Source organism: Pseudomonas sp. BF-B-26, from assembly GCF_019956495.1.
Lineage (GTDB): Bacteria > Pseudomonadota > Gammaproteobacteria > Pseudomonadales > Pseudomonadaceae > Aquipseudomonas.
This window is the reverse complement of sequence record NZ_JAHBDP010000055.1, coordinates 16,666-30,481: the sequence shown is the minus strand read 5'-3', so window position 1 is coordinate 30,481 and position 13,816 is coordinate 16,666. Positions and strand designations below refer to the sequence as shown.

Here is a 13,816-nt window from a genome sequence, read left to right as displayed (position 1 = left end):
CAGACAGACCGCATCGATCCAATCGCGGGCAAGCCATGCTCCTACAAAAAAAAAGCGACACGACACGTCTATACAACCGCCTTACAATCCCCTCTTTGTTAGCTGCCTAAGCAAGGATTCTGCATGCAAGCCGCCAACCCGCGTCGCGGGTACATTCTAGGCCTGAGTGCCTACATCATCTGGGGACTTTTCCCGCTCTACTTCAAAGCCATCGCCAGCGTGCCCGCCGTGGAGATCATCATCCACCGAGTGCTCTGGTCCGCGCTGTTCGGCACCTTGCTGCTGATGGTGTGGAAACATCCGGGCTGGTGGCGCGAGTTGCGTGACAACCCGAAACGCCTGGCGATCCTGGCCCTGAGCGGCACGCTGATCGCGGCCAACTGGCTGACCTACGTCTGGTCGGTGAACAACGGGCGCATGCTCGAAGCCAGTCTCGGTTACTACATCAACCCGTTGGTGAACGTGCTGTTGGGCATGCTGATCCTCGGCGAACGGCTGCGACGCATGCAATGGCTGGCGGTTGGCCTGGCGGCGGTCGGGGTCGCGCAACAGGTCTGGCAAGTCGGCAGTCTGCCTTGGGTGTCGTTGGTGCTGGCGCTGACCTTCGGTTTCTACGGACTGATCCGCAAACAGGCACCGGTCAAGGCGTTACCGGGTCTGGTGGTGGAAACCTGGATGCTGGTGCCGATTGCGATTGCCTGGCTGCTATTCAATCAGACGGCCACCAGCGCTCAGCCTGAATTCTGGACCACGTCCGAAGCCTGGTGGCTGGTGGCCGCCGGTCCGGTGACGCTGGTGCCGCTGGTGTGTTTCAACGCCGCTGCACGGCATTTGCCCTACACGACGTTGGGATTCCTCCAATACCTGGCACCGACCCTGGTGCTGTTGCAGGCCGTTCTGTTGTTTGGCGAAAAATTGTCGTCGAGCACACTGGTAGCGTTCATCTTTATCTGGGCGGGCCTGGCGGTTTACAGCATTGACGCGTGGATAAGTCTGCGACGTCGCCGCTGATCAAAAAACGCACAAACCTCTGCAAGCCACGGCTACCGTGGCCTGCATCGATCCTTCCCAAGGTTATCCACAGCGTGATCCCCGGCGTTTGTGTGCAAGTCCCTGAAACTGCTGGTTTTTTGATCAGCTCCTGAAGAGTCCCGGACGACGTGGCCTGGAGAACGGTCTCTACAGGTTATCCACAGGCAGGTGCACGTATAACTTGGATAACCTGTTCAGGGTTCACTGCGCAGCACCAATTCGACCATCAAATCATCCGCCAGGGTTTCCAGGCGCGATTGCAGCACGTCCAGGGACAGCGTCAACGGCACTGCGAGAATCGCTTCAGCGTGGAATAAAGGCTCGCTGCTCATCGGCGCCGGACGTACTTCAGTCACCAGACGCTCCAGGTTCACCCCCTGTTCACTCAGCAGACGCGTGATGTCGCGTACGATCCCCGGGCGGTCATTGCCCACCAACTCCATGGCTATCGGTTTCCAGGTGCAGGATTGCTCGATGCCGCTTTCGGCAATCAGCACACGAATGCCATGGGCGGACAACGCCTGTAGGGCATCGACCAATTCATCGTAGGCCTCGGCCGGCACGCCCACGCGAAGAATCCCGGCGAACTGCCCGGCCATGCGCGACATGCGACTCTCCAGCCAGTTACCGCCGTGCTCGGCGATGCATTGGGCAATGCGCTCGACCTGCCCAGGCTTGTCCGGAGCGAAAACAGTGAGTACGAGGTGGTCCATGGCGCAGCCCTCTTTTGTTATAGAAAAAGAAGTATAGGCAAAGGTGGTTGCTGCGCTGAATCGGCTGACGCCTTCGCGAGCAGGCTCGCTCCCATAGGATTCGCGCAGGCCTTTTTGGGAGCGAGCCTGCTCGCGAATGGGGCACCGCCGATCTAGTTGGAAAAACAAATCGTGTACAAGTTTTTATATTTAACTGGAACAATCCAATGGTTTTTTGAGAACATCCTGTTCCCCGACGTGACCGCAATGCGTCATGGCGTCGCAGAACGACGTAATTAGTCTAATTTTCACAAGCGCAATTCATCATGTAGTATGCCGCAGCGCGCACTACATAACGCTGGATCGATGTCTGCCGCAGGTGCAGCCACAACCCTGAAAGCCCCGTCAGCAAGGCCTCAACGCCGTTGATTGGTCAAAACCCAGCCGCCCGCAATGGCATGTACTGGTCAACAGGTTTGTGGTTTAAATGCCAGAGGCTTCATTGTTAAATTGAAGAGCTGAAAAGCGAAATAGCTGAGCAGAGTGAGGCAAGCAATGACTGAACACGTTCAAGTCGGTGGCCTGCAGGTCGCCAAAGTCCTGTTCGACTTCGTGAACAACGAAGCCATTCCCGGTACCGGCCTCACCGCCGATAAGTTCTGGGCCGGTGCCGACAAGGTCATTCATGACCTGGCGCCGAAGAACAAAGCCCTACTCGCCAAACGCGATGATTTCCAGGCTCGTATCGATGGCTGGCACCAATCCCGTGCCGGTCAACCACACGACGCCGTGGCCTATAAAGCCTTCTTGCAAGACATCGGTTATCTGCTGCCAGAAGCGGCTGATTTCCAGGCAACGACGCAAAACGTCGATGACGAAATCGCCCGCATGGCCGGTCCACAGCTTGTGGTTCCGGTGATGAACGCCCGTTTCGCGCTCAATGCCTCGAACGCCCGTTGGGGTTCGCTGTATGACGCGCTCTACGGCACCGATGCCATCAGCGAAGCTGACGGCGCGGAAAAAGGCAAAGGCTACAACAAGGTTCGCGGCGACAAGGTCATCGCCTTCGCCCGCGCCTTCCTCGACGAAGCGGCGCCATTGGCTGCCGGCACTCACGTCGATTCCACCGGCTACAAGATTGTTGACGGCAAACTGATGGTCGCCCTTAAAGGCGGCAGCAACACCGGTCTGCGCGATGATGCGCAACTGATCGGTTTCCACGGCGATACAGCGGCTCCAACCGCGATCCTGCTGAAAAACAACGGCCTGCACTTCGAAATCCAGATCGATGCCAGCACCCCGGTCGGCCAGACCGATGCTGCCGGCCTCAAAGACATCCTGATGGAAGCCGCACTGACCACCATCATGGACTGCGAAGACTCCGTCGCCGCCGTCGATGCCGATGACAAAGTGGTGATCTACCGCAACTGGCTCGGCCTGATGAAGGGCGATCTGTCGGAACAAGTCTCCAAGGGCGGTCAGACTTTTACCCGCACCATGAACGCCGACCGCACTTACACCGGTGTCGATGGTAAAGAACTGAGCCTGCATGGTCGTTCGCTGCTGTTCGTGCGCAACGTCGGTCACCTGATGACCATCGACGCGATCCTCGATAAAGACGGCAACGAAGTGCCGGAAGGCATCCTCGACGGCCTGGTCACCAGCCTCGCGGCCATCCACAGCCTCAACGGCAACAACTCGCGCAAGAACAGCCGCACCGGCTCGGTCTACATCGTGAAACCGAAGATGCACGGCCCGGAAGAAGCAGCGTTCACCAACGAGCTGTTCGGTCGCATCGAAGAAGTACTCGGTTTGCCACGTAATACGCTGAAAGTCGGGATCATGGACGAGGAGCGCCGTACCACGGTCAACCTCAAGGCCTGCATCAAGGCTGCCAGCGAGCGTGTAGTGTTCATCAACACCGGTTTCCTCGACCGTACCGGCGATGAAATCCACACCTCCATGGAAGCCGGCCCGATGGTGCGCAAGGCGGACATGAAGGCTGAGAAGTGGATCGGCGCCTACGAGAACTGGAACGTCGATATCGGTTTGAGTACCGGCCTGCAAGGTCGCGCGCAGATCGGTAAAGGCATGTGGGCGATGCCCGACCTGATGGCGGCGATGCTCGAACAGAAAATCGCTCACCCGCTGGCGGGTGCCAACACTGCGTGGGTTCCATCGCCGACCGCTGCCGCGCTGCATGCGTTGCACTACCATAAGGTCGATGTGTTCGCCCGTCAGGCCGAGTTGGCCAAACGTGCGCGCGCTTCGGTCGATGACATCCTGACCATCCCGCTGGCTGTCAATCCAGACTGGACTGCAGAGCAGATCAAGAACGAACTGGACAACAACGCCCAGGGCATTCTCGGTTATGTGGTGCGCTGGATCGACCAGGGCGTGGGCTGTTCGAAAGTGCCGGACATCAATGACGTCGGCCTGATGGAAGACCGTGCGACGCTGCGCATTTCCAGCCAGCACATCGCCAACTGGCTGCGTCACGGCATCGTCACCGAAGATCAGGTCATGGAAAGCCTCAAGCGCATGGCGCCAGTGGTTGACCGTCAGAACGCCAATGACCCGCTGTATCGTCCGCTGGCACCGAACTTCGACAGCAACATCGCCTTCCAGGCGGCGGTCGAACTGGTGGTCGAAGGCACGAAGCAGCCGAACGGCTACACCGAGCCGGTCCTGCACCGTCGCCGTCGCGAGTTCAAGGCTGCCAATGGCCTGTAACTGAGCGCTGACGCCGGACAAAAAAATGCCCTGATCGAGAGATCAGGGCTTTTTTTGTTTCAAATCGGTTACTACACATCCATTCCCAACTCATGCTTGACCAGCGCCAACAGCTTGCCGGTATCGACAGGCTTGAGCAGGAAGTCGACCACGCTTAAATGCATCGCGGCGATCGCGTCTTCCACGTCGGCGTCACCGGAAACGATGATGATCGGCATTGCCGCCCGAACCGACTCACGAACCTGACGAATCAGGTCCAGACCATCGACATTTCCCATCCGCAGGTCGGTAATCACCAGGCCAATCGATGGCGTCGTCTCCAACATTTTGAGTGCGCTTTCGCCACTGGCGGCGGTCACGCAGCGCACTCCGTCCAGGGCCAGAATCTCCGACAGCAACTCGCGCGCATCTTTATCGTCATCGACGATCAGCACCCGCTGCGGCGGCAGGTCGGGTTCCAGCATGACGTCACTCAGCGCCTTGCGCTCAGCGTCACTCAAAATATCGTGGTCGGACATGGCTTACTCTACGTTTTCATTTCTATTCCCTAGCACATCGGTCAGACATCGCTAAGCAGACCTTCAATGTGCACTTCGTCGGAAAAGTTTCCTATAGCCAATGTAGGAGGTTTTTCCCACAGTTGCGTCAGACATTTCCCAAATATCGACAGCCTCACTGCCTACCTAGACTTACGTCCAATGGGCACCCCGCGCGCAGGGGCCGACCATGGCTCAGTCATCCGACAACAACAATTCAAAAAAGACTGCGGTAATGGTTATGAGTAAAGCGGACGCCTTCACACAGGCAGGGAAAACCGCGGTGTTGCAAAACATCCAGGGCACTTTGCAATTCCTTCAGCGCTTCCCGCCCTTCAATCAGATGGAACACGCCCACCTGGCGTACCTGGTCGAGCAGTGTCAGCTGCGTTTTTATGCACCCGGCGAGAGCATCCTCAAGCCCGCCGACGGCCCGGTCGAGCATTTCTACATCGTCAAGCAAGGCCGGGTCGTGGGTGAACGCCCCCATACGGCCAAGGGCGGCACCGAAACCACCTTCGAAATCACCACCGGCGAGTGTTTCCCCCTCGCCGCGCTGCTGGGTGAGCGCGCGACGCGTACCGAACATCTGGCCTCCGAAGACACTTTTTGCCTACAGCTGAACAAGCTGGCGTTCATCAAACTGTTCGCACTTTCCAACGCGTTTCGCGACTTTGCCCTACGCGGCGTGAGCAGCCTGCTGGATCAGGTCAACCAGCAAGTCCAGCAAAAAGCCGTGGAAACTCTCGGCACGCAGTACTCGCTCAATACCCGCCTGGGTGAATTGGCCATGCGCCATCCGGTCACCTGCAACCCGACCACGCCACTGCGTGAAGCCGTGACCCTGATGCATGAGCAGCAGGTCGGCAGCATTGTGGTGGTCGACGAACATAAAGCGCCGCTGGGGATTTTCACCCTGCGCGACCTGCGCCATGTGGTGGCCGACGGCACTAACGATTTCAACGAAGCCATCGAGCGCCACATGACCCAGGCGCCGTTTTTCCTGTCGCCGGACCACAGCGCCTTCGATGCGGCGATTGCCATGACCGAGCGGCACATCGCCCACGTCTGTCTGGTGAAGGATCATCGCCTGTGTGGCGTGGTCTCGGAACGTGATCTGTTTTCCCTGCAACGGGTCGATCTAGTGCATCTGGCGCGGACTATCCGTAGCGCCCAGAAGGTGGAAAACCTGGTCGCGATGCGCGGCGAGATTGGCCAACTGGTGGAGCGCATGCTGGCCCACGGTGCCTCTTCAACCCAGATCACGCACATCATCACCCTGCTCAACGACCACACAGTGTGCCGGGTGATCGAACTGACCCTCGCCGAGAAAGGCGACCCCGGCATTGCGTTCAGTTGGCTGTGCTTCGGTAGCGAAGGCCGTCGCGAACAGACGCTGCACACCGATCAGGACAACGGCATTCTGTTCGAAGCCCGGGATGCGGCCCACGCCGCCGAGATTCGCGGCAAATTGCTGCCCATCGCCCAGCAGATCAACCAAAGCCTGGCGCTTTGCGGTTTCACCCTGTGCAAAGGCAACATCATGGCCGGCAACCCCGAGCTGTGTCTGTCCCGGGCCGAATGGTCACGACGTTTTGCCGCGTTTATCCGCGAGGCCACGCCGGAGAACCTGTTGGGTTCGAGCATTTATTTCGACTTGCGGGTGGTCTGGGGTGACGAGAAAGGCTGCGAGCAGCTGCGTCAGGGCATTCTCGATCAGGTGAATGACAACCGACTGTTCCAACGGATGATGGCCGAGAACGCCCTGCGCAACCGTCCGCCCGTAGGACGTTTCCGTGAGTTCGTACTGGCTCGCAAGAATGGCGAGAAAGCCACTCTGGACTTGAAAATCCAGGGGCTGACGCCGTTTGTCGACGGTGCCCGACTGCTCGCCTTGGCCCATGGGGTCGAGGCGAACAACACGTTGGAGCGCTTTCGCCAACTGGTGGACAAAGAAGTCATCGAACGGCTGGACGGTGCGGCGTACGAAGAGGCCTATCACTTCATTCAGCAAACCCGCATGCAGCAACATCAGCTACAGACCCGGGAGAACTTGCCCTACTCCAACCGGGTCGATCCGGACAGCCTCAATCATCTGGATCGACGGATCCTGCGTGAATCCCTGCGCCAGGCACAACGCCTGCAAAGCAGCCTGGCCCTGCGGTATCAGCTATGAGCCTGTTTTCATGGCTGCGCCCGGCAGGTCCGAGCCTTCCCGGCGAACTTCAACAACGTCTGCAACGCTTGCCTTCGGCGGCAGAGCTGGGCGAATGCAGCCTGCGCGAACAGCGCTGGGTGGTGCTCGACCTGGAAACCACCGGGCTGAACCTGAACAGGGATCGGGTGTTGTCCATCGGCGCGGTGGTGATCGAGGACGGCGCGATCGACTTCAGCCAGCAGTTCGAACGCACGTTGCAATGCGCCGACATGAAGTTGGCGCCCAGCGTGTTGATCCATGGCCTGGGGCCGAGTGCGATTGCCGCGGGCAGCGATCCGGCTCAGGCCCTGGTCGAGTTCATGGAGTTCGTCGGCGACAGCCCGGTGCTGGCATTTCATGCGCCGTTCGATCAGCACATGCTCGGGCGCGCGCTGAAAGATCATCTGGGCTACAAGTTGCAGCATCCGTTTCTGGATGTGGCAGACATCGCGCCGCTGCTTTGCCCTCAGGCGCACATTCGCGATGCCGGGCTGGATCAGTGGATCGACTGGTTCAAACTGGAAGTGTTCGAGCGCCACAATGCCAGTGCCGATGCGTTGGCCACCGCTGAGCTGGCGTTGATTCTGTTCAGCCGGGCGCGGCAGTTGCAGATTCATAGCCCGTTGAATCTGCAGCAGCGGTTGAGTCAGTGGAAGCGCAGACAGCGAGCGCCTTCCTTCTAAATCTCTGGCGCCTGTTCTGGCGCCTTCGCGAGCAAGCCCGCTCCCACATGGTTTTGTGTCGTTCGCCAATTTCGTGAACGACATAAGACCTGTGGGAGCGTGGCTTGTCGGATCGCCGCACCGCCGCGATGAACGATGACGCGGTCCACCTGACCAGTGGCCAATTGCTTACCACCCCCGCCTCTGCCACAATCGCGAACAATTCTCGTTAGTTAACACTTCCCAATCGGTGATGCTGCGTGTCGTCAGTCCAAAGCCCTCAAAGTGAGCTCGTTGGTGCGTTGTATCGCGACCATCGCGGTTGGCTATTGGCTTGGCTTCGACGCAATGTGGCGTGTCCGCAAAGGGCCGAAGACCTGAGTCAGGACACTTTCGTGCGTTTGCTGGGTCGTGAAGAACTGAAGGAGCCGCGTGAACCGCGCGCGTTTCTGGTGGCGATTGCCAAGGGTCTGCTGTTCGACTATTTCCGCCGCGCCGCGCTGGAACAGGCCTACCTCACCGAACTGATGCTGATCCCCATAGGTTTACAACCGTCGGTGGAGGAACAGCAGCTGATCCTCGAAGACCTCAAAGCCATCGACCGCCTGCTCGGCAAGCTCTCAAGCAAGGCACGGGCAGCGTTTCTGTATAACCGTCTCGACGGCCTCGGCCACGCCGAAATCGCCCAGCGCCTGGGCGTGTCAGTGCCCCGGGTGCGTCAGTATCTGGCCCAAGGCATTCGTCAGTGCTACATCGCGTTGTACGGTGAGCCGGTATGAGCCCGGTCAGTTCCAAACCCGTCTCGGCGCAGGTGCTGGATGCCGCGATTGCCTGGCAATTGTCCCTGGATTCCGGCAACCCGGTGGAGCGCGAAGAGTTCGCCAAATGGCACGCGGCCCACGAAGAGCATGCGCGGGCCTGGCGTCAACTGGGCATGCTCGACCAGCGCTTCAGCGTTGCCAGCGGCCCGGCCCGCACCGCGTTACTGCAATCGCGCGAAAGCATTCGCCGGCGCGTGCGCAAACTCGGCAGCGGCGTGGCCAGCATCGTCGCGGTGATCGGGTTGGCGTTGTTCGCCGGCGATCGTTATCTGCCGATCGACTATTGGCTGGCCGACCAGCGCACCGCCACCGGCGAGCAACGCACCCTGCGCCTGACTGACGGCACACTGATCAACCTCAACACCCACAGTGCCGTGGATGTGCGTTTCGATGAAAAACAACGGCTGATCATCCTCCAGGAAGGGGAAATCCTCGTCGAAACCGGTCATGGCGACGCCCGGCCATTTATCGTCGAAACCCGCGAAGGCAGCATGCGTGCACTGGGAACAAGGTTCCTGGTCAAGCGTGAAGAAGAAGGTACGCGCCTGAGCGTGCTGAAATCGGCGGTGGCCGCCAATCCCGGGGCGAGCGCTGAAGAGCAGATTCTGCGTGAAGGCCAGCAAGTCCTGATGCGCAGCAATGGCCTCGGGCCGATCGTCGCGCTCACCCTCGGCGCCGATGCCTGGACCCGCGGCATGCTGGTGGTGGACAACACACGGCTGGAAGACCTGGTGCATGAACTCGGTCGTTATCGACGCGGGTATCTTGGCGTTGCGCCAGAAATCGCCGACCTGCGAATCACCGGCAGCTTCCCGCTGCACGACACCGATCTGGCCCTGAGCGCCCTGCTGCCGACCCTGCCGGTGCAGATCGAACAGCACACGCCGTGGTGGGTGACGGTGGCGGCAAAAACTGAGGCCAAGCCCTAAAAGGTGCTGCGCCTGATAGACCGCCTTCGCGAGCAAGTCGAATCGTCGCACCGCCGCTCCCACATTCGACCGGGTTCCTCCAGGGGAATACGGTCAAATGTGGGAGCGGGCTTGCTCGCGAAGAGGCCATCAGCCTCGCCACATCAAAACGACGTATTTCCTGAATCGAAATTATTTTCAATCAGCCCTATCACTTTTGAACTCTCATCCGGCACCTAGGCAATTGAGAAATATTTCCATTCAGGAGCCGCTGTATGTCCCGTTCGCTAGACACCGTGTTGCGCCCCAGTTTGCTGGCGATTGCCATTGCCCTTTGTGCCCCTCTGGCCAGCAGTCAGCTGATGGCCGCTGAACAGGCGTCCAGCGTTCGCGCCTACAACCTGCCGGCCGCGCCATTGGCCAGCACCCTGAACCAGATCGCCAGCCAGGCGGGTCTGGCGCTGTCATTGAATCCTTCACTGGCGGCAGGCAAGACCTCGGCGCCGGTCAAAGGCCAGTTCGACGCAGCCGGCGCCCTGCGCGAAGCCTTGCGCGGCACCGGTCTGCAACTGGAACAGAGCAGCACTGGCACCTTCAGCCTGGTGGCCGTTCCCGAGGGCGTGATGGCCCTGCCGGAAACCGCCGTCATTGGCGTGGAAAACACCGAAAGTGCCTGGGGACCGGTGCAAGGTTACCTGGCGACCCGCACCGCCGCCGGCACCAAGACCGATACCGCGCTGGTCGAAGCGCCGCGCTCGATTTCGATCGCCACCCGCGAGCAAATGGACGACCGCAATGTGCATAGCCTCGATGACGCGGTGCGCTACATGCCCGGCATCACTTCCAGCAGCTACGGCAGCGACACCCGTGCCGACTGGTTGCGCGTGCGCGGTTTCGAGCCGACGCAATTCCTCGATGGCCTGCCACTGCCAAAAGGCGTGTACGCCAACCCGAAACAGGAAACCTGGAACCTCGAACGCCTCGCCCTGCTACGCGGCCCGGCCTCGTCGGTTTACGGCCAGACCCCGCCAGGCGGCTTGCTGGACATGGTCAGCCGTCGTCCCAGCGCCGAGTCGAGCAGCGAAATCCAGGTGCAATACGGCAGTGACAATCATCGCCAGATCAACTTCGCCAGCAGCGGCAAGATCGATGACGAAGGCCAGTTCCTCTACGGTTTGAGCGGTGTGGTGCGCGACAGCGGCACGCAGATCGACCACGTCGACAACAAGCGCTACAACATCGCGCCGAGCCTGACCTGGAACATTGACGAAGACACCAAATTCACCCTGCTGACGCAATTCACCCGCGACGATACCGGCATCACCAGCCAATTTCTGCCGGTGCAAGGCACCAAGATCCATTCGCCCCTCGGCAAGATTTCCCATCATAAAAACCTGGGCGACCCGGACTGGGAATTCTACGACCGCACTTACTACGCACTGGGCTACGCCTTTGAACATCGTTTGAACGATGTCTGGCAGTTCAAGCAGAACCTGCGTTACACCAAATCGGACCTGTCCTTCCAGGCCCTCACCCCCGGCGCCTACCCGTTCACCCAGGTGGATGCCGAAGGCAACGTTGGCCGCTCGAGCACCAGTGTCGACGAGGACATCAGCCAGTTCGCCGTGGACAACAACTTCCAGGGCGACTTCGCGACCGGCGACATCCGTCACACCCTGCTGATCGGCCTCGATCATCAGCGCACCAACACCAACTACACCTCGATTTACGGTGACGGTCTGACCACCAACGTCAACAACCCGATCTATGGCCAGCCCATTGTTCGTCCGCCACGTTCGGCGGCGTTCTATGACTACGACCAGAAAACTTACCAGACCGGCCTGTACGTTCAGGACCAGATGGCCCTCGACCAATGGCGTCTGACGCTGGGTGGGCGTGAAGACTGGGTCCACACCGGCACCAAATTCTTCAATAAAGGCGATGCCACCCATACCGAGCGCGACAAGAACTTCAGCGGCAACGCGGCGATCAGCTACGTGTTCGACAACGGCATCGTGCCGTACCTGTCGTACGCCGAGTCGTTCCAGCCGACCAGCAACGCCACCGCATCGCCGACCGATTCGTTCAAGCCGACTGAAGGCAAACAGTGGGAACTGGGCATCAAGTACCAACCGCCTGGCAGCATCACCCTGTTGACCGCAGCGGTCTATGACCTGACCCAGAAAAATGTCTCCGTCACCACGACCAACTCGGACAACGTTTCGGTCACCAGCCAGACCGGTGAAGTGAAAGTCAAAGGCCTGGAACTGGAAGCCGTCTCCGACGTGACCGAGAACCTCAAGGTCATCGCCGCTTACACCCTGGCCAAATCCGAAGTGCAGAACGGCACTTTCAAAGGCAATCGTCTGCAACTGATGCCTAACCAGCAGGCGTCCCTGTGGACCGATTACACCTGGCACAACGGCATGCTGGACGGTTTCGGCATTGGCGCCGGCGCTCGCTACACCGGCAACACCTACGGCGACCAGGGCAATACCTCGCTCGGCAAGGCGGACGCCTACACCGTGTTCGACGCCGCGGTTCATTACGACCTGGGCCGCCTGGACAACAGCCTCAAAGGCGCCTCCCTGGCACTGAACGCCACCAACCTGTTCGACAAGGACTACATCTCCACGTGCGACAGCTTCTACTGCTACTACGGCGACCAACGCAGCGTCGTCGCCAGTGCTACTTACAAGTGGTAATGGCCTGACCCGGCACGCCCAAGACCCGAGCCGTCCGACAGGGGCGGCTTTGGTATTTCTGAAGGCTATGAAATGAAAAGCAAAACAATTCGCCGCTGGTCCTTCGTCCACACCTGGACCAGCCTGATCTGCACCGTGTTCCTGCTGATGCTCGCACTGACCGGCCTGCCATTGATCTTTCACCACGAGATCGACCACTTGCTGGGCGATGCCGCTGAATTGAAGACGATGCCGGCGGACACCCCGCAGCTGAATTTGCAGCAATTGGTGCAGGCCGCTGAAAAACATCGCCCTGGCGAAGTCATGCAGTATTTCGGCTTCGACGAAGACCAGCCCAACGCCGCGATCACGATCATGGCGGCCACCGCCGGCACCGAGCCGAACTCGTCTCACACCTTCATGCTCGACGCCCGCACCGGTGAAGCGCTGGGGATGCCGTCGGCCAACGGCGGCTTCATGATGATCATGTTGCGCCTGCACGTGGACATGTTCGCCGGTCTGCCGGGCAAGTTGCTGCTGGCGTTCATGGGCATTCTGTTCGTGGTGGCGATTGTCTCCGGGACGGTGCTGTACCTGCCGTTCATGCGCCGTTTGAAATTTGCCACCGTGCGCCAGGACAAATCCACGCGCCTGCGCTGGCTCGATCTGCACAATTTGATCGGCGTGGTGACCTTGACCTGGGCCTTGGTGGTCGGCGTCACCGGCGTCATCAGTGCCTGCGCCGACCTGTTGATCGCCGCGTGGCGCAACGACAGCCTGAGCGCGATGGTCGCGCCGTACCGTGACGCACCGCCACTGACACAACTGGCGCCCGCGACCCGCTTGCTCGACATCGCCAAGGAAGTCGCACCGGGCATGCAGCCGGACTTCATCGCCTTCCCCGGCACACGATTCTCCAGCGAACACCATTACGCGGTGTTCATGAAAGGCAGCACTCACCTGACCTCGCACCTGCTGACACCGGTGCTGATCGACGCCAACACCCTGCAAGTCACCGCCGTGGCCGAACGCCCGTGGTACATGGACGCCATGGGCATGTCCCAGCCGTTGCACTTCGGTGATTACGGCGGCATGCCGATGAAGATCCTCTGGGCCACACTGGATGGGCTGACCATCATCGTCCTCGGTAGCGGGGTTTATCTTTGGGTGGTGCGGCGCAAGGCTGCGAAACCGGTGTTCGAGAACGCGGAGAGTCCAGCATGAGGCCGCGGCAGTCGAATTTCTGGAAGGTGTTCTCCACCCCAACGGTTATCGCCCTGTTCAGCGCGGCGGGGTTGTTCGCCGCGTTACTGGGGGATGGCGTGTGGGACGCATTGAGTTGGCTTGGCCTGGGCATTCCCGCCGCCCTTGCCCTGCGCGGCCTGCTGCTGCCTCGCTAACAACACAAAACCTGTAGGAGCAAAGCTTGCTCGCGATGGCATCGACTCGTTCATTCGGTCAGACCGCGGTGATCCCATCGCGAGCAAGCTTTGCTCCTACAAGTTGCGTGATCCACGCGCTATGCTGCCCAGCACCGCCCCATACCGAGAC

Annotated in this window: 11 protein-coding genes; 9 read left to right on the top strand and 2 right to left on the bottom strand. The window is 59.9% G+C overall.

All coding sequences use genetic code 11. The annotated features are described in order from the left end of the window. The first annotated feature begins 123 nt into the window (after window positions 1–123). A complete protein-coding gene (rarD, locus tag KGB03_RS05400; protein ID WP_218538425.1) occupies window positions 124–1,011 on the top strand; it encodes an EamA family transporter RarD in 888 nt (295 codons plus the stop codon). A 215-nt stretch (window positions 1,012–1,226) separates the two neighbouring features. Here the strand turns inward: rarD and KGB03_RS05395 are convergent, their stop codons facing one another. After that, entirely contained in the window at window positions 1,227–1,745 is a 519-nt protein-coding gene (locus KGB03_RS05395) for a glycine cleavage system protein R (protein ID WP_007947710.1), read from the bottom strand. 534 nt (window positions 1,746–2,279) lie between these two features. Between KGB03_RS05395 and KGB03_RS05390 the strand changes: the two genes are divergently transcribed. Further along, a complete protein-coding gene (locus KGB03_RS05390; protein ID WP_223526528.1) occupies window positions 2,280–4,457 on the top strand; it encodes a malate synthase G in 2,178 nt (725 codons plus the stop codon). 71 nt (window positions 4,458–4,528) lie between these two features. On the opposite strand, the gene KGB03_RS05385 is transcribed toward KGB03_RS05390, so the two are convergent. Then, window positions 4,529–4,975 (bottom strand): response regulator, encoded by a 447-nt coding sequence (locus KGB03_RS05385; protein ID WP_111448558.1) that lies wholly within the window; start codon window positions 4,973–4,975, stop codon window positions 4,529–4,531. A 253-nt stretch (window positions 4,976–5,228) separates the two neighbouring features. Here KGB03_RS05385 and KGB03_RS05380 point away from each other — a divergent pair, with 253 nt between their 5' ends. The 7 genes from KGB03_RS05380 (at window position 5,229) to KGB03_RS05350 (ending at window position 13,665) form a co-directional block, all read left to right on the top strand. Beyond that, the gene (locus tag KGB03_RS05380) at window positions 5,229–7,169 is read left to right on the top strand and encodes a putative nucleotidyltransferase substrate binding domain-containing protein (RefSeq protein WP_223526527.1); all 1,941 of its coding nucleotides are present in this window, start codon (window positions 5,229–5,231) and stop codon (window positions 7,167–7,169) included. Further along, complete coding sequence (locus KGB03_RS05375) at window positions 7,166–7,873, top strand: PolC-type DNA polymerase III (RefSeq protein ID WP_218538422.1); 708 nt, start codon at window positions 7,166–7,168, stop codon at window positions 7,871–7,873. The genes KGB03_RS05380 and KGB03_RS05375 overlap by 4 nt, the downstream gene beginning before the upstream one ends. A 239-nt stretch (window positions 7,874–8,112) precedes the next feature. Next, window positions 8,113–8,631, top strand: coding sequence for an RNA polymerase sigma factor (locus KGB03_RS05370; protein ID WP_223526526.1), 519 nt, complete (start codon window positions 8,113–8,115; stop codon window positions 8,629–8,631). Continuing rightward, window positions 8,628–9,602 (top strand): FecR domain-containing protein, encoded by a 975-nt coding sequence (locus tag KGB03_RS05365; protein WP_223526525.1) that lies wholly within the window; start codon window positions 8,628–8,630, stop codon window positions 9,600–9,602. Before KGB03_RS05370 ends, KGB03_RS05365 begins: the two co-directional genes overlap by 4 nt. A 254-nt stretch (window positions 9,603–9,856) precedes the next feature. Then, complete coding sequence (locus tag KGB03_RS05360; RefSeq protein WP_223526524.1) at window positions 9,857–12,286, top strand: TonB-dependent siderophore receptor; 2,430 nt, start codon at window positions 9,857–9,859, stop codon at window positions 12,284–12,286. Between the two features lie 72 nt (window positions 12,287–12,358). Next, complete coding sequence (locus KGB03_RS05355; protein WP_223526523.1) at window positions 12,359–13,489, top strand: PepSY-associated TM helix domain-containing protein; 1,131 nt, start codon at window positions 12,359–12,361, stop codon at window positions 13,487–13,489. Next, window positions 13,486–13,665, top strand: coding sequence for a hypothetical protein (locus KGB03_RS05350; protein ID WP_223526522.1), 180 nt, complete (start codon window positions 13,486–13,488; stop codon window positions 13,663–13,665). The genes KGB03_RS05355 and KGB03_RS05350 overlap by 4 nt, the downstream gene beginning before the upstream one ends. Window positions 13,666–13,816: the final 151 nt, after the last annotated feature.